The sequence below is a fragment of the Gaoshiqia hydrogeniformans genome (assembly GCF_049347105.1).
Taxonomy (GTDB): Bacteria; Bacteroidota; Bacteroidia; order Bacteroidales; family Prolixibacteraceae; genus Gaoshiqia; species Gaoshiqia hydrogeniformans.
Window position 1 is genome coordinate 1,873,547 of record NZ_CP186334.1, and the last position, 22,389, is coordinate 1,895,935.

General features: G+C 46.6%; 14 protein-coding genes. 3 read left to right on the plus strand and 11 right to left on the minus strand.

Annotated features, from left to right (window positions below; all coding sequences use genetic code 11):
* Nucleotides 1–43 precede the first annotated feature (43 nt).
* From ACOIT5_RS07555 to ACOIT5_RS07595, 9 genes are all read right to left on the minus strand, one after another.
* A complete protein-coding gene (locus ACOIT5_RS07555) occupies nucleotides 44–1,420 on the minus strand; it encodes an FAD-dependent oxidoreductase (protein WP_423129865.1) in 1,377 nt (458 codons plus the stop codon).
* Nucleotides 1,421–1,452: 32 nt separating this feature from the next.
* Nucleotides 1,453–2,550, minus strand: a complete 1,098-nt coding sequence (locus tag ACOIT5_RS07560) for a hypothetical protein (protein ID WP_423129866.1) — start codon at nucleotides 2,548–2,550, stop codon at nucleotides 1,453–1,455.
* A 29-nt stretch (nucleotides 2,551–2,579) separates the two neighbouring features.
* On the minus strand, nucleotides 2,580–3,539 hold the full coding sequence (locus ACOIT5_RS07565; protein ID WP_423129867.1) for a metallophosphoesterase family protein: 960 nt from the start codon (nucleotides 3,537–3,539) through the stop codon (nucleotides 2,580–2,582).
* 21 nt (nucleotides 3,540–3,560) lie between these two features.
* Nucleotides 3,561–4,811 carry an MFS transporter gene (locus ACOIT5_RS07570; protein WP_423129868.1) on the minus strand — a complete coding sequence of 417 codons (1,251 nt, stop codon included), beginning with the start codon at nucleotides 4,809–4,811 and terminating at the stop codon, nucleotides 3,561–3,563.
* Nucleotides 4,812–4,907: 96 nt separating this feature from the next.
* Nucleotides 4,908–6,578, minus strand: coding sequence for a RagB/SusD family nutrient uptake outer membrane protein (locus ACOIT5_RS07575; protein ID WP_423129869.1), 1,671 nt, complete (start codon nucleotides 6,576–6,578; stop codon nucleotides 4,908–4,910).
* A 25-nt stretch (nucleotides 6,579–6,603) separates the two neighbouring features.
* Nucleotides 6,604–9,861 carry a TonB-dependent receptor gene (locus ACOIT5_RS07580; protein ID WP_423129870.1) on the minus strand — a complete coding sequence of 1,086 codons (3,258 nt, stop codon included), beginning with the start codon at nucleotides 9,859–9,861 and terminating at the stop codon, nucleotides 6,604–6,606.
* A 176-nt stretch (nucleotides 9,862–10,037) separates the two neighbouring features.
* Nucleotides 10,038–11,045 (minus strand): FecR family protein, encoded by a 1,008-nt coding sequence (locus ACOIT5_RS07585; RefSeq protein ID WP_423129871.1) that lies wholly within the window; start codon nucleotides 11,043–11,045, stop codon nucleotides 10,038–10,040.
* Nucleotides 11,046–11,112: 67 nt separating this feature from the next.
* A complete protein-coding gene (locus ACOIT5_RS07590) occupies nucleotides 11,113–11,718 on the minus strand; it encodes an RNA polymerase sigma factor (RefSeq protein ID WP_423129872.1) in 606 nt (201 codons plus the stop codon).
* Between the two features lie 132 nt (nucleotides 11,719–11,850).
* Nucleotides 11,851–14,889: a glycosyl hydrolase gene (locus ACOIT5_RS07595; RefSeq protein WP_423129873.1), complete on the minus strand. Its 3,039-nt coding sequence runs from the start codon at nucleotides 14,887–14,889 to the stop codon at nucleotides 11,851–11,853.
* Between the two features lie 183 nt (nucleotides 14,890–15,072).
* Here ACOIT5_RS07595 and ACOIT5_RS07600 point away from each other — a divergent pair, with 183 nt between their 5' ends.
* Nucleotides 15,073–15,258 (plus strand): DUF4469 domain-containing protein, encoded by a 186-nt coding sequence (locus ACOIT5_RS07600; protein ID WP_423129874.1) that lies wholly within the window; start codon nucleotides 15,073–15,075, stop codon nucleotides 15,256–15,258.
* A 256-nt stretch (nucleotides 15,259–15,514) separates the two neighbouring features.
* On the opposite strand, the gene ACOIT5_RS07605 is transcribed toward ACOIT5_RS07600, so the two are convergent.
* Together ACOIT5_RS07605 and ACOIT5_RS07610 are read right to left on the minus strand one after the other, a co-directional pair.
* Complete coding sequence (locus tag ACOIT5_RS07605; protein ID WP_423129875.1) at nucleotides 15,515–15,937, minus strand: hypothetical protein; 423 nt, start codon at nucleotides 15,935–15,937, stop codon at nucleotides 15,515–15,517.
* Nucleotides 15,938–16,504: 567 nt separating this feature from the next.
* A complete protein-coding gene (locus ACOIT5_RS07610; protein WP_423129876.1) occupies nucleotides 16,505–16,918 on the minus strand; it encodes a BT_3044 domain-containing protein in 414 nt (137 codons plus the stop codon).
* A 332-nt stretch (nucleotides 16,919–17,250) separates the two neighbouring features.
* On the opposite strand from ACOIT5_RS07610, the gene ACOIT5_RS07615 reads away from it, so the two are divergent.
* Together ACOIT5_RS07615 and ACOIT5_RS07620 are read left to right on the plus strand one after the other, a co-directional pair.
* Nucleotides 17,251–18,471 carry a TlpA family protein disulfide reductase gene (locus ACOIT5_RS07615; RefSeq protein ID WP_423129877.1) on the plus strand — a complete coding sequence of 407 codons (1,221 nt, stop codon included), beginning with the start codon at nucleotides 17,251–17,253 and terminating at the stop codon, nucleotides 18,469–18,471.
* Nucleotides 18,472–18,983: 512 nt separating this feature from the next.
* Entirely contained in the window at nucleotides 18,984–22,382 is a 3,399-nt protein-coding gene (locus ACOIT5_RS07620; RefSeq protein ID WP_423129878.1) for a hypothetical protein, read from the plus strand.
* The last annotated feature ends 7 nt before the right edge of the window (nucleotides 22,383–22,389 follow it).

Sequence of the window (22,389 nt, forward strand, 5' to 3'; positions counted from 1 at the left end):
AAAAATATTCATACGCCGATATCTTCGCGGGAGGATTAAATGCTCAGCGCAGGTAAGCTCCCTTTTCAAGCAGTTCTTCCTGTAATTTTGCAACATTGATCTCGGAAGGCAGCACACCATCGCGAACCGCTATTTTTGCTGCCCGACCTGCCGCTTCGCCCATCGCCATGCAAGGCGCCATCACCCGGATGGCCGACATGGCTTCGTGGGTCGTCGAGATACTGCGGCCTGCCACCAACAGGTTTTCCACTTTTAGCGGGACCAGCGAACGGTACGGAATATCGTAACAGTCGCCGCTCCATTCGAGCGTGCATCCGCCGCCCACCGGATGGTGGATATCGAGCGGGTAACTGGCCACGGCCACGGCATCATCGAAACGGGCGCAGCTTAAAATATCTTCCTGGTTCATAATGTATTTTCCTACAATCCGGCGGGTTTCGCGGATGCCTAAGAAAGGGGCGGTGCGCAACATGCGGGCATTTTCGAATCCGGGAACATAGTTGACCAAGTATTTGAATATACTGTCGATTTGGTTACGGGCCACCAGTTCGCCTTCGGTGAGGCTCACCGGGTCGGTGCCGTCCACCCCGTTTACCCGGGTCATGTTGATCCAGGCTTCGCCTTTTTTCAGACCGGTAATCACGATGGTCCGTTCGGTAGGCAGCAACATACCGTCGTCTTTGGCTTTCTGCATAATATTTCGCAGTCCAACCAGAATGTACTGCTGGTTTTGTCCGAAGTATTCGGCCGGTATAAAATCGGTAAGGTAGGTGCGGGGTTCTTCGGTAATGCTCATGCGGAGCTTGTCGGTATCCACATCGCCCAGACTGAACATGAGGGTAGGGGGCTGCATACCGCCGTTTTCGTTTCCTTTTTCGCAGGGAACGCCCGCGCGGTAAGCCACATCGGCATCGCCGGTGCAGTCGATGACTACTTTTGCCAGAATGGCTTCGCGGCCCGCTTTGCTTTCGATGATAATGCCCTGAAGTTTGTCATTTTCCATGATCACCCCGGCAAAGAAGGTGTACAGCATCACTTCAACGCCGATTTCTTTCAGCATATTGAACGAAACGGCTTTCACTGCTTCGGGTTCCACCAGGGTGATGCCCATGTGCAACGGACAGGGCCGGTGTTCGCTCGCGGCATTTTGCGCGGCCAGCCGGTCGATAAACTGCTGCGGAAGGCCTTTGATGATCTGGTTCCCTTTTTGTCCGAGGAAACCCAGGATGGGCAACCCAATGGTGAGGTTACCGCCCAAAAAACTGCGGCTTTCGATCAGGGCTACTTTCAGCCCGTCTTCGGCAGCCGCTTGCGCGGCAATAATTCCCGACGGGCCGCCACCCACTACCAACACATCCACATTCATTCGTACCGGTAATTTCTTTTCCGGTTCAATAATTGTTTTTATCTCTTTTTCCATATCTCTTTTTTATCAGTTTATACTAAATAATCTTACCACAACTTCATGGTCAATTGTTTATCCTGACGGATCAGGCAGTTGGTAAAAGTCACCTCGGTTCCTGAAGGAATATCAATACGCAGGGTTTGGTTCGCGTACACCGGAACGGAATACATGTAATCGCCAAACCGGATGTCGTAGGTAAGATCCGAATGATTACTGATTTCAATGGTGCCTTTTTCGGCGTTAATGACTTTTACCGAAAGCGATTTCTGAACAATCTGTTTCAGGAATTCTTCTTTTCCGGCCAGATGATTGTAAAAATACGCCAGTGTGCGCCCGGCAAACAATGCTTCGCGGATGCTTTCTGCCGAACGTTCCTTTGCAAAAACCAGGGTCATCGGACGGTGTAATTTCTCCCGGTACGAGTTGGCGCTGGCATAATGAAGGTCGGTATTCGCCAGATATGCCAGGTTATTTTCATCACACCAGTCGAGCACTTTGGGATATAACTCCGATCCGTTGAACACTTCCACGCCGTGAATCTTTCTCTGCGCGATCAATTCCTGGTGTACCGGATAGAAAGTACTTTGGTCGTCGGGCCATCCGGGGTGGTTCCACTGGATGTAGGCGCCCTGTTTGACGGCTTCGTTCACGGCCTCCAGTTCGTCGGGGATATCCATTTTGCTGACATCCTGAACGAAAAGTGCATTGATATGGCCCAGTGGTTTTTTCCGGGTAATTTCCGCCCCGCGAATAACCAGCAGGTCGATTGCTTTACCGGCCTCCACGGCTATATCACCCGATTTGTTCAGATCGATCTGGAGGATGTCCTTGTTTCTCCGGTTTTTCGTTTCAATGTGGTCGGTGATGGCAATGGCGTCCAGTCCGTCGTTCCAGGCTTCGATCACCCGCATGGTGGGCCACACGTGGCCGTCTGAAAAGCTGGTGTGCATGTGAAAATCACATTTCAGTGTCTGGTAGCCGTCAATATCCGGAATGTTGATGTTATAGCGGTAGCTCATCAGCTTCATTTGTTTGAAACCGGGAAATTCATGCACATCGGCGTTTTGTACCTGGGCGCCTGCCTGCCACGAGAAGCCCGCCACGAGAAGCGCCATCAGGATGGAATACATTTTAGGGTGTTTCATTTTTATGATTTTAGTGGTTTATCTGATGATTATTTAATGGGAACTATCAGTTCATTTTCGGTTTTACCCGTGACGGAAACCAGGATGTTGTTTTCTGTTAAACGGACCAACCGCCAGTTTTCCGGGCTGCTGACCAGAGCATCGCTCCCCACCTGTACCAGTTCGTGATTCCCCTCAAGCGCGAACCGCATGACAGCACCTTTATGGTGATGCCCGGCAAAAATCAGTTTGACCGAAGGGTGTTGCGCCAGTTCGGCATAAAGTTCATTCTTCGATTCCGGGAGTGCAGAGGTTTCAGTAAACGGGATGTGCATCAGGATAATCTCGATGTCGTCTTCCGATTCGGTTAATTCAGCCCTTAACCAATGAAGTTGCGGCTTGTCGATGTAGGGGTTAACGATATTTTCTTCCTTGCGAAACTGGTAAAAACCATTATCCAGAAAGATCAGCCGGTACATTGTTTTTCCCACTTCAAAGGTGCGGCTGTAATAGGTTCCGTTTCTGAAACAGTCAAAGTTTCTGATCCACGCCGCCTTTGCACGCCCGGTTTGATTTTGGTCGGGAATTACCCGGTTATTTCCCCAGTTGAAGGAGAAAAGATCATGGTTTCCGATGGTCAAATACAGGGGAAAATGAAATTCATCCAAAAAGCGGGCAAACTGTTCAAGCTGGTATTCGAGTGTTTTTCCGCCCGGTGTTTTCGCATCAAAAAAATCGATCAGATCACCGGTGGCGATCACCAGATCACTGTTGGTTTTCTCCGGGACAGTTTGCATAAACTGTTTTAAAAAAAGGTTTGCATTTTTGTACCCCCTGGTATATTCCCGGTGCTTAACAACCTCAGGATCGTAATTTTCCAGGTTGAACATCGTGTGCAGGTCGGTGATGTGCAGGAACGAAAGGGTATCTTTCTGCGCCTGACCGGTTTCACCAATCAGCAGCAGAAAGAGAAGCAACCACAGTTTGTTTTTCAATCGAAACTTTGTCATATCTGTTTGTTTTTAGTGGTTTTATTTTAGCGAAACCGCTTCTTTAGGAATTTCAGGACGTATCATTTTCCAAAGGATGAACAGGGCCAGCGGGTGAAGGACGGCCATCGCGATAAAAATCCAGGTAGTCCCCACACTGGTCATGTACTGGCCGATGAGGTAATTGAAAATAACAGCGCCTCCGGCCCCGAATCCTCCGGCGATACCCAGTACGCTGGCCACATTATTTACCGGGAAGGTTTCGGCAATCAGCACGCTGCCGGTGTATATCCAGCTTAAAGCCACGGCGGCCAGGATGCTGAACTTGATGATGGTAACAGCCACACCCAGGCTATCGGGGATCAGGATTACCGGGGCCAGGAAAGCCACATAGCTGAGCATGATCTTACGGGACCGCAGGGCAGGTTTTCCGCGCCGCACCATCCAGTCGGACCAGGCCGATGAGGCGATTCCGCCCAAACTTGCAATCAGGAAAGGAATCCAGCCAACCATTCCCAATTGGGAAAGGCTCAAACCCGATTCTTCCATCAGGAATCCGGGCAACCAAAATAAAATAAAATACCACACCGGATCGGTGGTAAAGCGGATCAGCAAAATTCCCCATAAACTTCTTTTGCTCCAGAGCTGCCCCCAGCTAAAAGCCAGCGATTCGCCCGAAGAACTTTCTGCCGAAATGGTATCCTGAACGTAACCTTTGGGCGGTTCTTTGTAAACAAAAAACCAGATCAGGGCAACAAGAATACCTACCAAACCGGGAATAATAAATGCGGCATGCCACGAAAAAGAGATGACCAGCCAGGCAATTAAAGGCGGTGCAATAACCGATCCGATGGTACCGCCGGCCACCGATATGCTGTTAGCCGTAGCGCGCAATTTCCCGGAGAACCATTTGGTTACTACTTTTATTTGTGCCGGATAAGTGGTTGGTTCGGCCAGTCCGAGTATGCTGCGAAAAAAAGCAAAAGGGAGCAGGGTACGAACCAAACCGCTCCCAATGGAGCTGAGCGACCAGGTAATCACGCCCCAGAACATGATTTTACGGGCGCCGAACTTATCGACCAGCCAGCCCGAAACCGGGTACATCAGGGCATAACAAATGGTGAAAACATTGATGATTAAAGCATACCCGACATCGTCAAGCGAAAACTCGTCCTTCAAAATAGACTTTAGTATCGAAACGACCTGCCTGTCAACATAACTAAAAACAGTGATGATAAAGATGATCGCTACAATAAACCAGCGCCTCCGGTCGGGATTAAAAAATGATGACATAGTGTGTTTTTGATTTTTAGTAACATGTCACCCCGGAGTATCTCCAGGGTGACAGCTTCTAAGTGAACATGCAATTTTTGAAACAAACCTTATAGTTTACCAACCTGGATTCTGAACCAACTTCGGGTTTGTCTGAAGCTCAACAGGATGAATAGGCCACAGATAGTCCCTGTTCGGATTGAATACCATGGTTTCCACCACCCGCATGATACCTTTATTGGGGATGTTGGAATAATCAGGCGAGGTATTTTGATCCAGTGAAGGCGGGCTGACAAGCAGTGCTGTTTTACTGTTCCCATACCGGGGTCCATGCATCACCTGTTCTGCAATCCGCCATCGCCTGATGTCAAACAGTCGTCTTCCCTCCATGGCAAGCTCCACTTTCCGTTCTCTCCTGACAACCGAACGAAGATATGTCTGGGTGCTGTTACGCGGTACCGCGGGCATTCCCACGCGTGCTCTCACCGCGTCGAGCGCTTCATAAACCGAATCATCAATATCGTTTGCTTCTATTTTTGCTTCTGCATAGATGAGTTTTAATTCAGCATAACGCATTAAAATAATATCGCCGTCACATTGCTGGGTGTTTCCTAAATCCCTGATATCTGTCCACTTACGCCAGAGATAATTTGTAAATGTGGCAAAAGCGTTGGTCGCATCAGTATTGTTGATCCGGGCAGGAGGCGATACATTGTAATTCCACACCCTCAAGCTGTCCGGATGTGTTTCAAACTGAATGCCCAGATAAACGGTTCCGGGAACGGCAATGCTCATATGCAGGCGTGGATCGCGGTTATCATAGGGTTTCTGTGGGTTGTACAACGACGATTGGTCAATGGTCAGTCCGTCGATACATTCGTAAGAATCGACCATAGCCTGTGTCGGGACTTCATTGGAAACACCTGCAGCCAGCCTGGATCCCAGTTGCCGGAGAGTAATATGAACTTTGACGCCTTTCAGGTATTGCATGGCAAATATGATTTCCCGGGAGTTCTCCCCATCGTAAGTGAAAAGGCTGGCGTAATTGGAATGCAACTGATAATGTCCCAAATCCATCGCCGCTTTGGCCGCTTGTGCTGCGACCGTCCACCTGCTGTTGCATAAGGCTGTATAGGCTTTCAGAAAATAGGCCGCTACACTCGTTGCACGTCCGGTCAGGTTTCCGTCGTAATACACGGGCAGATGCGGAACAATAGCATCCATCTCGTCCAAAATCCAGTCCACGATGACATTCTTGGGGGTCCTTTCCATTTCTGCTTCCTCAAGGGTGATGCTTTGGGTGATTAATGGCACATCCCCGAAAAACTCCGTTAAATAAAAATAGCTGTACGCCCTTAGAAACCGGGCTTCGCCAATTACCTGATTTATATAATCGGCCGAAACCGTCGCCTCCGCATTATGGATATTATCGAGTAAAAAATTTGTTCTGGCAATGACGGCATAAAAATCCTGCCAGGCATTTCTGCAGGATGCATTGTCGCTCGATGCAGTTCCGTTTCCAAGTGTTCCGATAGGTGAGGCATCGCGGTTCCAGTTTATGTCAGCCGTACAATCCAGCGATACAATCCAAGGCATGGCTCCCTTTAAACCGATCCTGTCAACGATCCTTTCGTAACATCCGAATAATCCCATGTCAACTTCCGTCCTGTTATTGTAAAAGGAAGCAGAGGACGGACTGTCCAATGGTTTTTTGTCCAGCAGGTCTTCACATCCGAAAACAGTAAAAAAACAGATCAGAAACAGGCTGTTGTATATTTTTGCTTTCATCTTTATTCGATTTTTACATTTTACATTAAAACCTAACATCTATACCCACGCTGTATATTTTTACCAGTGGGTAGTTTGTTCCCGTTCCTACCGGTGTTTCCACGTCGTATCCATGCCAGAATTTATCCAGTGTAAACAGGTTCTGTCCATTAACATACAAACGAACATGGTCCAACTTCAAAGGATTAATCAGTCGTGAAGGAAGATTATATCCAAGTTGGATATTTTTCAACCTTAAATAGGAAGCATCTTTCATCCAGAAACTGGAATGTTGGTAATTGTTTCCCGCGTCGCCCCAGGTCAGCCTGGGAAAGGGCGCGTTCCTGTTGTCCTGTGTCCAGTAATTTTTATGGACTTCATAGGCTGATGCCCCGCTGAAAAAAGGTTGTATGGCACGTCCGTATAAATAACCGTCGGCTTTTCCAACACCCTGGAGAAAAGCATTAAACGTAAATCCTTTATAAGATGCATTTAAATTCAGTCCATAAGTGTATCGCGGAATGGTGCTGCCAATAATCACAAAGTCGTCATCGTTAATCAGGTTGTCCACGTCCGGGTTCTGATTGACATACTTGATGTCTCCCGGGGCAAGTACGCCGATTTGTGTTGCATGGGACGCAATTTCATCTTCCGATTGAAAATAACCGTTTGCTTCCAGCGCGTAAATAGAATTAATCGGATGGCCCTCCCTGGACACGGTAAGGCCCGAACGACTAATCCCTTTTAAATCCAACACTTCATTTTTGACATCCGAGATATTGAAGTCGATCCCATATTTAAATGCACCAATCTTTCCTTTATAATTAACGCCTATTTCCCAACCCGTGTTTTTTACTTTTCCGGCATTTTGAAACGGCTTATTCAAGCCGATTGTTAAAGGAATGTCCAGATCGAGAAGGATGTCGTAGGTGATTTTATTGTACCAGTCGAAAGTGAAGAAAAGGTTATTCAGGATCACGATATCCAAGCCGATATTAGTCATTTCCGAGGTTTCCCAGGAGATTAATTCATTGCTCATATCTGTTAGGGCCGCCGTGGTCACAATCTGCGAGCCCATTGAATATGAGCTCAGGTTGAGTGTTGATGCAAAAGGATAAGTCCCGATATTCTGGTTGCCCAGCCTTCCCCACGAAGCCCGCAATTTCAGGTTATTAACTGTATGCCTGATGTTCTCCATGAAGTTTTCTTCGGAAATACGCCAACCGGCAGAGAATGAAGGGAAAAATCCGTATTTATACCCCCTGGCAAATCGTGACGATCCGTCATACCGGGCATTCGCTTCAAACAGGTACCGCGATTTGAAATCATAGTTGAACCTTCCAAAAAACGATTGCAGCGCCCATTCGGATGCGTTCCCGCTGGCTTGCATATTTTCCTGCGACCCCGCATCAAGCACCCGGTATTGCGGAAAGATAAAGTCGTCGCGGAAAGCCCTGAAATTACGGGTGTCGAATGTTTCCAGCGAAGCGCCAAGCAATAGCTTCAGTTCATGTTTGTTGAACATCCGGTTGGCGGTAAGTGATGCGTAATAATTTCCATACAAGGAACGGATGCTCCTGTTGGCAAGCGTGCTTTTTTCAGGTCGTGTAAACAAAGGGGAACCGTCAAACTGGTAAGTAGTTATCGCTTTGTTGTAATTGTCGTTATATAATTCGTTGTATTTCGGGGCGGCCAGCAATTCAGCGCTGAGCCATTTAGCCGGCTGATAATTAATTACGAAATTGCCGAGTAAGCTGGTGTGTTCTTCGACCATCGAACCACCATCCTTGCTGGCAAAAGCAATGGGGTTGTTCCCGTTCCATCCTTCTCCGTACAAACCGTTTGAGTACCGCCCCGGTTGTACGGCAGGGATACGGTTCATCTGCAGGAAAACTTCCGACAATCCCCCGCCCGGTTCAGTAGTTATTTTTTTGATGAACTGGACATCAAACTTCAACTGCAATTGATTATTGATCCGGATATCGGCGTTATTCCGCAGCGTGTACCTTTCGTATCCTGAAACCTCAATAATGCCTTTCTGGTCAAGATAACCCAATGAAGTTAAAAAGCGAATTTTTTCGCCGCCGGCGTTAATTGTCAGATGATGGTTGTGCATCACTCCCGAACCTGTCAAAACGCCTTTTTGCCAGTCTGTATTGGGATATAGATCCGGGTTTGTATCCATATTCTGCCTGTATTCTTCGATATGACTTTCAGCGTACAGCGGCGAGGCCCCCGAGTTCACATGGGCCAAATTGATCATTTCCATGTGGTCAATCGCGTTAACCTTGTCGGGCAAGTTTGTCGGGCTTTGAAAACCGACATAAGAACTGTACCCGATCTTAACATCTTCACCTTTTGCACGTTTGGTGGTAACAAGGATAACCCCGTTGGCAGCGCGGGAACCATAAATGGCCGATGACGCGGCATCTTTAAGCACCGTAATGGATTCGATCAGATTCGGGTCGATCACGTTCAAGTCACCTTCAACCCCATCAATCAAAACGAGCGGATTGGAATTGTTCAATGTTCCGATCCCCCTGATTCTTATCGTCCCTGTACTTCCAGGCGCTCCCGAAGAAGTGGTTATGGTGACACCGGGAGAAATCCCCTGCAGCGCTACAGACGTTGAAGCAAAAGGGCGGGAGTTTAAATCGGTTGGTTCAATTATGGCTACAGCTCCCGTGAGGTTTGCCCTTCGTTGTGTTCCGTAACCAATCGCAACTACCTCGTCAATCCCGACCATTTGTTCCTCCATCACTACCGAAATAGAAGAACTGCTGTTTACGGCCAGTTCCTGTGTCCTCATTCCTACAAAAGAAAAAACGAGAATGCCGCCGGCAGGCACATCTGAAATCAGGTAATGCCCGTCTGCGTCGGTTATCGTTCCCTGCGATGTTCCTTTCACAACTACAGTTACCCCCGGGAGCGGGGCGTTGGAAGAATCCGTCACCTTTCCGGAGATCGTTTTTTGCTGCATCGGTTGAGGGAAATTCCCGCCGGCATCTTTTTTTATCAGAACAATCTGGCGGTCAGATATTTTGTACCCGACATCAGTTCCTTCAAATATTTTATCGAGGATATCTTCGACAGAACCTCTGTACACCTCAATGCTTACTTTCCGTTCTGCGCGAATGTCTTCATTGGTGTACAGAAAAAAGAAATCAGTCTGATCTTCGATATATTTCAGCACTTCCCTGACCGAGGTGTTTTGCAGGGAAACATCCAGCTTGGTTTGCTGGGAATAAACGCTTGCGCTTAAATGCACAAACGAGACCAAAATCATCAGGAAGGTTAACTTCATAAGTCGTAACCATTTTAATAAGAGGCGATAACGCCACCTACAGTTTAACCAATTTTTTTTCATAACTTTGTGCTTGCTTAGTTAATAAATAGCCCATTTGCAGGGGGTTTTTTAGCTAATTTCATGCTTCGGCATGATGGAATAAAAGGAAAGTGTTCGCTGCACTTTCCTTTTTTTCAAGGGCGCTTAATGAAAACCTGATCTTCATTAATTTCGTAGCTCATCGGTGTTGTAAAAGCCAACAGGCGGAGCATCTCCCGTAAACTTTCAGTTTTCACCGTCATATTGTAGCGTTTATTAAAATCCAGGGTGGCGTCAACAGTGATCTTCACATCATACCACCGTTCCATCTTTTTCACCACTTCGGCAAATTCGGCATTCTCAAACCTCAGCATGTTTTCTTTCCACGAAGTGTATAACTTCGTATCAACGGGTTGTACAGAAATTGTTTTTGTGCCCAGGTCGAGGATTGCCTGGTCGCCGGGCCTCATATCTAACTTCTCCCCGGTAAGCGTATTTGTCGCGAGGATATTGCCTTCTTCCAAGGTAGCAAAATATTTTGGGTCGTCGGGATACGCGCAAATGTTGAATCGTGTTCCCGTCACTTCAATGTTCATTTGTCGTGCATTGACAATGAACGGTTTTTCACGGTCTGAAGCGATATCAAAAAAACCTTCGCCCCGGATAAAAACTTGTCGTTGGTCGGGTTTAAAGACAAGCGGAAACTTAAACGTTGTGCCGGAGTTTAACCACACTTTGGTTCCATCATACAAAACGATTTCAGACCGTTCGCCGTACGGGACATTGATTTCAGTATATATTTCCGTATAGTTTGAATCTTTTTCCTTAAGCAGATAAGCGCCTCCCAAGCCCATCAAAAATGCCAGTATAAAAACGGCGGCGTACTTCATAAAACCTGAGTACAAGCGCCAGGGTGCTGATCTTCTGCTTTTCGCGATCCGTAGCCATACCGCATCAAGCCGGTCCTTTGAAATTTCAGCTTCAACCGGTTCCAGCGAACGAACGATTAATGCGGCCCGTTCGATCAGCAGTTTCTTTTCCGGGCATTCAGCGATAAGCTGTTCCCATTTTGCTGACGAAGTGTCTGTGGGGAAGCGTACCCAGTCAACAAATTCTTTATCAGAAACAAAGTCTTCCGGTTCGTAGTCATGATATTTTTCCATAAGCTGAATGCTTGTACATTGGATAAAGGCGTGCATCAATAAAACATCATCACTGAAATTGATTTTTTTAACCGGTTTGCTGATTTTTTTTAAAGATAAGCAGGAATACAGCGTCTTCCCCGATTTTTGGGAATGCCTCTTTCAAGGATTTTACAGCCCGGTAGATCAGGTTTCTTGATGCCTCGACACTCATGCCCAGTATTTCCGAGATCTGCGGATAATTCAGTTCTTTTTGAAACTTCAGGTAAATAGCTTCTTTCTGCCGGGGGCTCAATTGTCCTACTGCTGTTAATAAACGCGCGGAGGTATTTTGTGAAATCTCCTTTGAAATCATCTCCTGCTCAATGGAATAGCGGACGTCAAATACTGCCTCTGATAATGGAAGGTCCCGGTCGTGTTTTTCGCTTTTCAGCTTCCGGATTAGTCTTCTGCGAAATGATTTTAGAAGATAAAACCGGATATGACCAGTTTCACCGATGGTTTTCCTGTTCCTGATCAGGTCTAAAAACAGGTCATGGATCGTGTCTTCCACCAGTTCCCGGTTTGTTGTCAATTTTAGACCATACTGGTACAATGCCTCTGCATTTTCTGAGTAAATAACGGAAAGAACAATGTCATCTCCATTTCTGAACCGGTTCCATTTTTTTATATCGGCCTGATTTTCTGGTTCCATTTTTATGAAACGTCCATGTTATCCAAAATAATGAATTCGCGATTAAACAGCAAATTCATCCGTTTATAACAGATTAAATCACGACTCCACGTCATCGCCTGAAAATGAGGATTATCAGACCGGCGCCAAAGATTATGTATTCTTTTGCACCGCATGAATGATGACCGGGCCCAGTAGGCCCGAGGCAAGCAGGGGAGCGTCTTTTTTAAATTCGATGTTGGTATTGGTCAGCCGTTGTCCGGGGGGCAAGGCGGCATCGCCAATCAGGCGGTTCGGCCAAAGATTGATCACGTCAATTTCGAGTTCGTTGCCGGTTTCCCTGATTGCTTCCGAAATATCTAACCGCCAGGGAGCTGTCCAGATGATCCCGAGCTTTTTCCCGTTCAGTTTTACTTCGGCGATGTTTTTCACCACGCCCAATTCGAGGAAAAAGTTTTCCCCGGGCTTTTGTGCCAGGTCGAACCGGGTGCTGTACACCGCTTTTCCCGAGTAATATTTGATGCGTTCATCGGGGTGTGTGCTCCAATCTGTCAACTGTTTAAATTCGACCGATCCGGGGCCGCCCCATTCCGTATCAAATTTCACCGTCCACGGGGCGCTGATTTCCTGAACCGCTTTTAAGCCGGAAGTATCCTGGCAAAGCAGCGCTTGCGGACGTTGAGCCGCAAATTTTCCCGGTTTTTTTGGGAAAACGATAAAAAACGACTGGAATTCGACGAACTCCAACGGAATGGCTGTCCGGTCGTCAACCACCGTGAATGCCGGATTTGAAACAGTTCCCGTAACGGCGTCCCAGATTTCGGGAACGCGGCCTTTCACCCGGAACAGACATTCGGTTTTTGCCGGTTGTTTCTTCCGGTTTGTAACGAAATAAACTTCCGCATCGTCTGTTGTCCTGTGGATAAAATCAATCCAAACCTCTTTTCCGGTGAATTCGAAATCAGGTTTTACCCCATCTTTCAGCAAGACGTCACGAATGGTTTCCCCGCAAAAAACCCGGCCTTTTCCGTACCGGTTTTGCGTTATCTTTTCGCCGTCGATCCGGCCCCAAAGCTCAGCGGCAGTCCGTTTAATCTGTTCGTCGCAACGGGGATAATCTTTTAAACCCGAATCTCTGGCCGGTTTTGGGCCGATCACGGTTGCCCCGGCCTTTACCAGTTCACCGATTTTTTCGGCAACGGGCAGCAGCATCCGGTCATCGTCCGGAAGTGCCAGTACGCGGTAGCTCATGCCGTCGGGTAGCACGATGCGCCCTTTTTTGACCGACAGGCGGGTCAGCAGGACTTCTTCGTTACAAACATCGTAATCGTAACCGGGCCCGAGAGCCGGGTCAATGTGCTTTTGTTCGACCAGGTTTGGCGCCGAATCGCCATTGTAAAAAAGCACATCGGCCACAAACAGGCCTGCCTGGAGCAGGTGCTGGCACCGGGCAATATAATCGAAGAAGGGCCCCGATTTTTCCCACCAGGTTACATTGGGGTTGAAATGAGTCCCGGCACCATATTCGTAACCGGGCTTGCCGTCTTGCGGGCGCGTGGCCGTGGACGTATGAATGGCAATCCGGTTGATTCCTTCACAGTAGGCCCGGTCAAGTGCCTGTTTCAAAGAGCCGGGATAATCAAGCCAATGCCTGAATGTTGTAAATGCCTCGGCAGATGCGGTTTTCTTTCCATAGATATGGGCTGCGGAGGCAACCATTTTCGTGACTTTATTTTGCCCAAGATCGAGGCGGGAAACGCCGTAGGGCTTATCATCGGTGAGGGTGGACTGATCCTCGTGGTTGGGGCCCAGCCAGAATTCGCCCATCGGCAGGTCGCTGCGGCCCAGATTTTTCAGCCCGTCGAGACAAATGGTGCCCGAACGGCTTGGGCCGGCCGCTTCGTTCTGCACCAGCAGGCCGTGTTCGTGGCATAGTTCGGCAAAACGCCTGTAATGCCCGTCGGCCATGCAGTCGGCGATGGTTTTCCGGTAATCGGTCAAAAAGCGGTCCGACACCTCCGCATTTTCAACGATGTACCCTCTTAAAACCGGCAGGTAAGGAGTTGCTTCGTAGCCACGGTACTCCCTGAACTTTTCAAGGATTTTGCCTGTCCAGTTCGGGAAACCGTCTTCGAAGCTGTCGTCGCAGAAATACGCGGGTTTTGTCCCCACTTTGGCGGCTTCTTCGATCAGGATTTTCCCGAAGTTTTCAAATTGGATTTCAACGCCTTTGCGGTCGAACCAGTCGATCGATAATCCGTCGGCTTCCGGCTGGGCGATCATCAGGCGGGAGCCGGTCATGCGGTGGCCGGTTCGGACGATGGTCCAGTTTCCGGCGGGAACATCCCATTCCAGATGCCCGTCACTGGTTATTTTTGAACTCAGGTCAATGACCCGTGTCAGCGGAATTGGCCGGTCGGCCGGATCGTTTTGCCAGGGCTGACGGGTGGGGTTCATGATGTTGACAGCCAGCGCAAAATTGCTGGCATCGCGGCGATTGGTTTTGGCGTCGAGCACTTTTGCCCGTTCGCCGCCGATACGGCTTGCCGGTTTGTCTGAATTCAGGAATGCCACGACGGCGGTGTCGCGGTAATCAAGTTCCTCCAGCGGCAGGTCGATGTATTCTTTATAGCCGGGCGGGTTAAAAACCTTATCGTAGCCATCGCGGTTACCGGGGAGCGGCAGTTTCCCGGAGAACTTTTGCGGCCCCTGAACATCCAGTTCCGACTGCAAATACCACCGGCCCGAATTTTCAGGTCTGATCCACGGCCCGCCCATGCACCAGCCCGAACTCAGGTTGATGCCCACTTCTATGTTCAACCGTTTGGCCTCTCTCATGGCGTGGCGGTACAAGTCTTTCCATTCGTCTGAAAAAAGCCTGGCTCCCTGCGGAAAAGGTACGCCGCCCAGGCCACCTGCCGAATTGACCAGCAACACGCCGCCCATTCCTTTTGCCCTGAACTCTTCGAGGTCGCGGGTAATGCCTTCTTTGTTTACCAGGCCGTTAAACCACCACCAGTAACAGGACGATTTGACCTTATCGGGCGGGGCCAAAAATCCGTTCAAAAGCCCGGGATAAGCCCCGGTCCCTGAAAATGACTTCATAGCTGCTGTTCCAGCCACGGGCAATACGGTCAGATTAGCCGCCGTGAGCGAGCTTATTTTGATAAAAGTCCTTCTGTTTATAGCCATAACAAATACATCACAACTAGTACAAACATACACAAAAAGAAACAAAAGACAACAATCTTGTTTTGTTCGATTGTTTTTTGTTTTTCTTGTTGAACAAATAAGATACAAAAAGAAAGCAGGAGGGAGGTTGTTTTTAAGCCAATCTGCAGAAATGAATTGACCGGATGATTGTTCCCCTTGCGGGTGGCTCGGTTAAAAACCGGGCATTCAAAAGCCGACGACCCGTCGAAGATCACCTTTGTAGTTCCCGCATCTTTGCCCGCCGGCGACTATAAACTGAGTATCTGTACCCAGTTTGCGGTCAACACCTGGTTGAAAGAGCCACGTACTTATCTCTTCTACTACGTATTAAATGCACCGGTGCAATAGACCCGGAATTTTCCGCAGCCTGACAGGTTACAGGTTCCAGCCAGGCTGTGAGCCTGTCTCCCATTAGGGAGTGAGTCTGTCTATCATTAGGCTGATAGGCTATCTATCATTAGGCTGATAGACCCTCTATCATTAAGCTGATAGGCTGTCTATCACGAGGCAGTGAGACCGTTCTTCATTCCGGCCATGATCGATCATGACAGGCTGTGGCAGAATTAACCCGCCACAGCTTGTTTCTTTACAGTTTCTTATCCCGTCAGCCGGTAACTTTATGCGAATAACAAGCAAACCAGCCGGGTGGTGCGGTTACAAACCGCGCCGCCCACCATATATCCTCTTTACCGCCCACCAATGTTATTCTTTGTCCTTTGGCCGGACGGGTCCTTCCTTTTTCAGTCGATAAAAAGGAAGCAAAAATCTTGTCAGAACGAACCCTCGCCCGGGCGTTCTGACGGCCCGCGCACCGCTCCGGGATGCTTTGTATGAATCTAAAAACAACCGTATTTCCCTTGTCGTTTACCAACCTGCCGGTGCGGGTGGCGCGGTTTCCGGACCGCGCATTCAGCAACCGCCGGTTAAAGCCGGCACCTCCGGGGTCGAACGGATTTTGTCTTGATACAAAAAAGCAAACAAAAAAGGTCAGGGCTGACGACAGCTCATCACCGAAAAAAAAGGTCATGCTGAACTTGTTTCAGCATCTGTCCTTCATAACCGTGTTTGAATACCAAATCGGTTTGCAGACCGGCAAAAAGCCCGGTGCGGGTGCGTCGGTTTGTAACCGACGATTATGCGCGGTTACAAACCGCTCCACCCATATATCCTCTTTACCGGACACCAATGCTATTCTTTGTCCTTTGGCCGGACGGACCCTTCCTTTTTCAGTCGATAAAAAGGAAGCAAAAATCTTGTCAGAACGAACCCTCGCCCGGGCGTTCTGACGGCCCGCGCACTGCTCCGGGATGCTTTTCTGAATCTAAAAACAACCGTATTTTCCTTGTTGTTACCAACCTGCCGGTGCGGTTTTCGGACCGCGCATTCAGTAACCGCCGGTTAAAAACCGGCATACCCGGGACCGAATGGACTGCCTGATTTGCACTTTCGGTAGTTTGTCGATTTGTTTTTGTTCTCAGTTGGCAGACAGCCTGTCACTAGACTGATGAATCTTGGAGCACGCAGCTTTCTGCCTAATGCAACTGTTAACAGAACCACCCTGCCCATTGCGGGGAAAGGCAGTTCTGCATAGGAATCAGGGCGTATCCTTAAGCGCCTGCTGGTTCATTGATATCGTTCCTTCCGCTCTTAATACGGGTTGATCCGATGAGCTTACGTCAATAAACGTATATTTCAGTTTGAGCGTTGTGGTTACAATTGTGTACCGGTTGTCGGTGGTATGGTCTACCGTATTCACTTCAACCGTACCTTCTTCCATGGTCAGGTTGATGCCGGTATTCGGACTGCTGAAGCTGACTTCATTGTCGTCGCTGAGGCTCAGGTCGACGATAAACAAGTCCCGGTCTAAACTGGTCCGGTCAAACTGTCCGGCATAAAAATAGCATTGCCGGTCCGACAGGGCATACAATGATTTGACTGCTACGGTCAGCTTGTTCCCTGAGTCGTTCGATCCATCTGACTTGGTCTTGTATAGTTTTGAACAACACAAACATATTCAAAAAGAAATAAAAAACAATCTCGTAATTTTGTTTTATTGTTATTTTGTTCTTTTTGTCAAGAAAACAGCTTTAAAAGGAAAGATAGACGAAATGAGCTGTTTTGTTGTTATCAGCAGGTCGAATTGATTGGAAAATTACCCCTTTCAGTGGGGGCGTGGTTTGGGTCATTGCCAAGAAACGCGTTTATGATCGGTTTTTTTTTATAGAAGTATGCGACAAAATCTCCAAATAAGTCAATCGAAAGGCAGAATCATTCGAATTTTTATTTCTAAATTTAACAACACGTTATCTGGATGAAATGTTAACATGCTGTCTCATAAACATGAATAAAGTTTACATAATAATGAAAACAGCTCTAATTCTTTTGCTTTTCCCACTATGGGTATCTGCTCAGATTTCAAAAGATGAACTTATTAATAAAACAATAAATGCGATTCAGGAATCGAAAGCCGGTTCTTATGAAAGCATTTATACCAATTATCAGCAAACTGAGGCAGATACAATGATGAAATGGTATTACGCCGGAAAACTTTCATATGAAATCAATGATTATGACACATTATGTGGTATGAATTACAGCTTTGAGAAGAGAGAAAAAACATTCAATTTTGATCGGATCGAGCGTCAGGTGTATAATGGATACTATTACTATGCTAATCAGGATATTCTGGATGATATGATTCCGGATGTAAGGTATAATCTGTTTAATTTACAGGATCCGAATACAATAAAGGTCCTCAGAAAGCATGTAGATGGACAAATTCCGCAAATTTTTCGTGTTCTGAAGTCATATCCGAAAGATCAAATCACGATGGCCCCGGACACGATTGTGAATAATCAGAAATTCTATCAATTAAGGTTTAAGGATGAAAATCCCTTTTTTGGTTATGTTGTTTGGGTTGATGCAAAAAGTTATCTGCCGTTTTTTGTTTACAGGTATGGCTATACAACAAAAAAACCACAGCTATTGTATGCTAATGAACTACGCAATTATACATTTCGGGAACAAGGAAATAAAGAATTTATTTCAGAAACCGGGATCAGTCAGTTCGTTGTTGATGCCAATCAGATAGACACTGAAACAACTCAGCGTGAAACTGTTCAAATAAAGGAACATAAAAAAATCCATTCGCTGGCTACTGAGATTAAAGTTCATACCGTGACGGGAGAGTCGCTATACCTGTCGCCAAACGATAAAAAAATCCGTTTACTGTATTTCGGATTGCTTAATTGTTGTCCTTGCGTCAAATCGACAACGCACCTAATTCAGGTTGACCGGACTTTTCATGCAAATGACAATTTTGAGATGTGTGCATTTTATCCGTATGACCCACCCGAAATTGTGAAGAAATACGTGAAGGATAATAATTTGAACTATCCGGTTTGTGCCGGCAACAAACAGATCGTGAAAGATTATGGATTGCATACATTTCCTGATTTTTTATTGATAGATAAAGATGGAAAACTATATAAATGGTACCGTTATTCTGATAAGATATCCGATGTTTTGATAACAGATATAAAAAAACTAATCGCCCGGTAATTGCAGGAATTATAACGATTTAACCAAAGAAACAAGGATGGTCTGAGAAAATTGTTGACCCTCAATATCCGATATCTCCAAAAACAAAATGCGGAGATTTACTCAAACTAAAGTAAAAAGAAAATGAATTTTCAGGTTGTTTTTCTAAAACAAGCGCCACTGAATAGGGGATTTGTATTTTTCAGGGATATAATAATTGTTGAAGGTTTCGTAAAACATTTTTTTGGGAATACGATAGTTCTGTTACGAAAGAATAAAAAAAATGATATGAAGATTGCATGAATACCAGGTTATTTCGCCAAATAACTTTCCTGGTGTTTTAGGGTGTTGTGAATAAAATTGTAATAATGATTGTTTGTGAACTCACCAGCTAAAATCGCAGTATAAAATTCTCATTCATACTTATTTAAGTTGAAATAAGGAATTTGATTGTATGATTCTGGGCATTTTGGGAATTGTATAGTATTCATTTGTATCAGGCGGACCATTAATGATTAAACCATATATCTAGTATGACTACATTTCTATTTGTACGAAAGCATTTTTCCGTTATCCTATTTTGTTTTTGGGGGATGGCTGCAGTTCAGGCAATGGAATTTGAAAGGCAAATTGCAGGTAAAGAAGAAGCTTTAAATATTGTAAGGTTCGGAACACTGTGTTATTGGAATTCAGAGAGTGATTTGATCGGAACGGAAATTACTTATGACGAATTTCCGGCTGACCCGAAAAAGGATAATATTGGTGTTCGCTGGTGGGATGCCCGTGATATCCGGCGTATCGAAGTTTTATGGAACAGTTCGCTGCCAGATGATCTTGTTGCTTCGATGAGAATAGAATACTGGCACGATACATGGCCCGATCATCCTCCGCACATGCCTTCTTACGACGATCTTGAGGATGATCTGTGGCGGGGAGAGTGGGTTACTGCCAAAACTAAAACCGAAAGGAACGGGAACAAAATTATTTATACATTTCAGCCATTGTTGAACGGTGAAATTGCGAATGCGGAGAATTTGCCCGGGGAAGTTGAATACCGGCGAACGATGAAAATACGGCTTAAGTTTCCGGAAGATCTAAGGAATCAGTTTCAGCGGATCGATGTCTTTTCGATGGCAACGTTAAAAGAGGATGAGCTTCGGATTGAGTTTCTGGATGAAAAAGCCAATAACCTTTCCGGCAGGATTGAAGTTTTTAATGGATTCTTTAAAAGTCTTTCCGGGTGGAACTGGAAAAATGGAGATAAGAAAAGCGGGAATTCCTGGAATATGCATTCCCCTGCCAATAAAGGGATAATTATAAAGACCTTGACTTCACAGCCGCTGCTGGCGGGGTCGAATGAAGAAACCCTGATAACGGTTCGCTCCTCCGGCGGCACTTTTTCTTTTGCTCCTGACGATTTGCAGAAAGGACCAATGTATATTCCTTACTTCAATGTTTATATAACAAAGGCGGATGATCCTGTTTCATTTCTGGAGGTCGGTATTGTTGACGGGAAAAATATTCGGGAACAGATCATGGAAGAACCGGAACAATCGTATGAAAAGGCCCGGAACGAAATTCCTCATTTGGATCCCTTGCATGATCAGGCCGGGAGCCGTATCTATTTGCCGTTAGCCTGCGACGGCAGTTGGCAGAAATTTGCGGTGGAGTGGGGTGGAAACTTAATCCTTGATAAAGAAAGAGCAAAGCTGCAGGGTAAGCTTCTTTCGCTGTGTAACTGGAATGGCAACAGCTTAGAATGGGATTTTGGGACAGGAGAGGCTGCGTTGTATGAGAGAACCCTGGATAATTGCCGGATGTCGGTACTTCATGATTATTTGCCAGTTGTAAGTTCCGATTGGAACCATGACGGATTACTTTATAAGGAGGAGGCTTTTGTTACTTCTTCCGGGAATGGGGTACTTTCTCCCTTTGATCCGGGCAGAGATGAATATACTCCTTCTGTTTTGATGGTTCAGCTAAAAGTCTCCAATCCGTCACGAACATCCAAAGTTGCTCATCTGTGGCTCAGAGGCAATCATGCACTGACGAATATCTCCAGGGAAAAAGGTTTTATTCTGGATCAGGTAGGAAATGAAAAATACATCAGGTGTTATGCAAAAGAGACAAACGATGATGCGATAAAAACGGAACTCATTCAGACAGACGACTTTCGGGGAATACATCACGAGATTGAGCTGGCGCCTAACTCTTCCAAATCGTTATATTTCTGTTTCCCTTTTGTCGGAACCCTGACATCAGCAGATATGCCGGTACTTTCATCGCTTAATTATTCTGAAGAAAAAGCACGTGTTGTCACGTATTGGCGGGATCTGGTTGCAAAGAACACCGTTTTTAATGTTCCCGAAGCTGTTTTTAACCAATTGGCGAAAGCAGTTATTCCGCATATCCGGATGAGCGTAACAAAGGATCCCCAAAGTGGTTTGTTTATGGTTCCCGCAGCTTCGTTTAGCTATCCTGTTTATGCGAATGAATCAATTTTCCAGACAGTTTTGTTGGATCGTTTGGGAGATTTTGAAACGGTTGACGGTTATCTTGATGTTTTCATGAAACGACAGGGTAGCCGTAAACTTCCCGGCGCTTATACCGGAGATCAAAAAGCTGTCTTTTACGGGGTTAAAATTGATGAAGAAAACGACCTTACTGCTGTAGGCTATAATATGAACCATGGAACAGTTCTCTGGGGACTTGCTCATCATTACAGATATTCGGGCGATAAGGAATGGTTGAAAAAGGCAGCGCCACACATGACTGGAGCTGCCGACTGGATTATTGAGCAGCGAAACCAGACGAAAGAAACCGACAGAAACGGGGACCCGGTGCTGCATTACGGCCTTTTGCCGGCAGGAATGCTGGAAGATTGTCCCGAGTGGCGGTACTGGTATGCGACCAATGCATATGCTTACCTCGGGCTTCAGGCAACGGCCGAAGCTTTTGATGTGGCTGGTTTGCCAGAGGCAGAATATTATAAAATGGAAGCGGCCGCTTATCGGGACGATATTCTGAACAGTTTGCAACGGGCCATCGAACTGAGCCCGGTAGTGCGATTGCGCGATAACACCTGTGTCCCGTATATTCCGGTCCGGCCCTACCAGCGGTTCCGTTATTTTGGTTCAAAAAAATCGGACTATTACGATCGGTATGAGAAAGGGATCTATCCAACGTTGAGGTTATCATCAACCCGTGAAGTTTTGTACGGACCTGTTACTTTGATAAAAACAGGGATTATTGATCCAAAATCACCAATGGCTGACTGGATCCTGAATGACTGGGAAGATAACCTCACCTTGTCAACGTCACTGAATTTGAATACTCACGGTTGGGTGGATGATGAATATTGGTTTAGCCGGGGAGGTATGGTTTTCCAGGCTAATCTCCAAAACCCGGTCAGTGTATATCTCGATCGTCAGGAAACGAAAGCAGCTATTCGCAGTTTGTACAATAATTTTACCTCACTCTTTTACCCCGATGTGGTTGCCCTGTCGGAAGAGTACCGGATGTGGGAACATGCCAGTGGTCCTTTCTACAAATGTCCTGACGAAGCACGTGTGGTGAGCCAGATTATTGACTTCCTGTTAGAGGAGAAAGCCAATGAGGTTTGGTTGGGAAACGGAATTCCTGAACGCTGGCTTGAACCGGGGCAGAGAGTGGAGTTAAACCAAGTTCATACAAAATTCGGAGAATATAGCTACTCGTTGGCTCAGGGCAAAGAACCCAATACAATGGTTGCAAATATTCTCTTGCCCGAAAATAGTCCGAAGACTTTACTTTTTCTTCACGACCCTTTTCAGAAATCCATTCAGTCTGTAATCGTCAACGGACAGGAATGGGCAAATTGGGATGCCGACCAAAAGGTGATTACCTTGCCTCAAAACCGGCAATCTGTTCACCTGCTGGTGAAATACGAATAACCGAAAT

Excerpts from the sequence above, each read along its gene's own strand:
- ACOIT5_RS07565 (WP_423129867.1), bottom strand. The coding sequence starts at position 3,539 with ATGACAAAGTTTCGATTGAAAAACAAACTGTGGTTGCTTCTCTTTCTG.
- ACOIT5_RS07580 (WP_423129870.1), bottom strand. The coding sequence starts at position 9,861 with ATGAAGTTAACCTTCCTGATGATTTTGGTCTCGTTTGTGCATTTAAGC.
- ACOIT5_RS07585 (WP_423129871.1), bottom strand. The coding sequence starts at position 11,045 with ATGGAAAAATATCATGACTACGAACCGGAAGACTTTGTTTCTGATAAA.
- ACOIT5_RS07620 (WP_423129878.1), top strand. The coding sequence starts at position 18,984 with ATGACTACATTTCTATTTGTACGAAAGCATTTTTCCGTTATCCTATTT.
- ACOIT5_RS07575 (WP_423129869.1), bottom strand. The coding sequence starts at position 6,578 with ATGAAAGCAAAAATATACAACAGCCTGTTTCTGATCTGTTTTTTTACT.
- ACOIT5_RS07615 (WP_423129877.1), top strand. The coding sequence starts at position 17,251 with ATGAATAAAGTTTACATAATAATGAAAACAGCTCTAATTCTTTTGCTT.
- ACOIT5_RS07570 (WP_423129868.1), bottom strand. The coding sequence starts at position 4,811 with ATGTCATCATTTTTTAATCCCGACCGGAGGCGCTGGTTTATTGTAGCG.
- ACOIT5_RS07590 (WP_423129872.1), bottom strand. The coding sequence starts at position 11,718 with ATGGAACCAGAAAATCAGGCCGATATAAAAAAATGGAACCGGTTCAGA.
- ACOIT5_RS07605 (WP_423129875.1), bottom strand. The coding sequence starts at position 15,937 with ATGACCTTTTTTTTCGGTGATGAGCTGTCGTCAGCCCTGACCTTTTTT.
- ACOIT5_RS07555 (WP_423129865.1), bottom strand. The coding sequence starts at position 1,420 with ATGGAAAAAGAGATAAAAACAATTATTGAACCGGAAAAGAAATTACCG.
- ACOIT5_RS07595 (WP_423129873.1), bottom strand. The coding sequence starts at position 14,889 with ATGGCTATAAACAGAAGGACTTTTATCAAAATAAGCTCGCTCACGGCG.
- ACOIT5_RS07560 (WP_423129866.1), bottom strand. The coding sequence starts at position 2,550 with ATGAAACACCCTAAAATGTATTCCATCCTGATGGCGCTTCTCGTGGCG.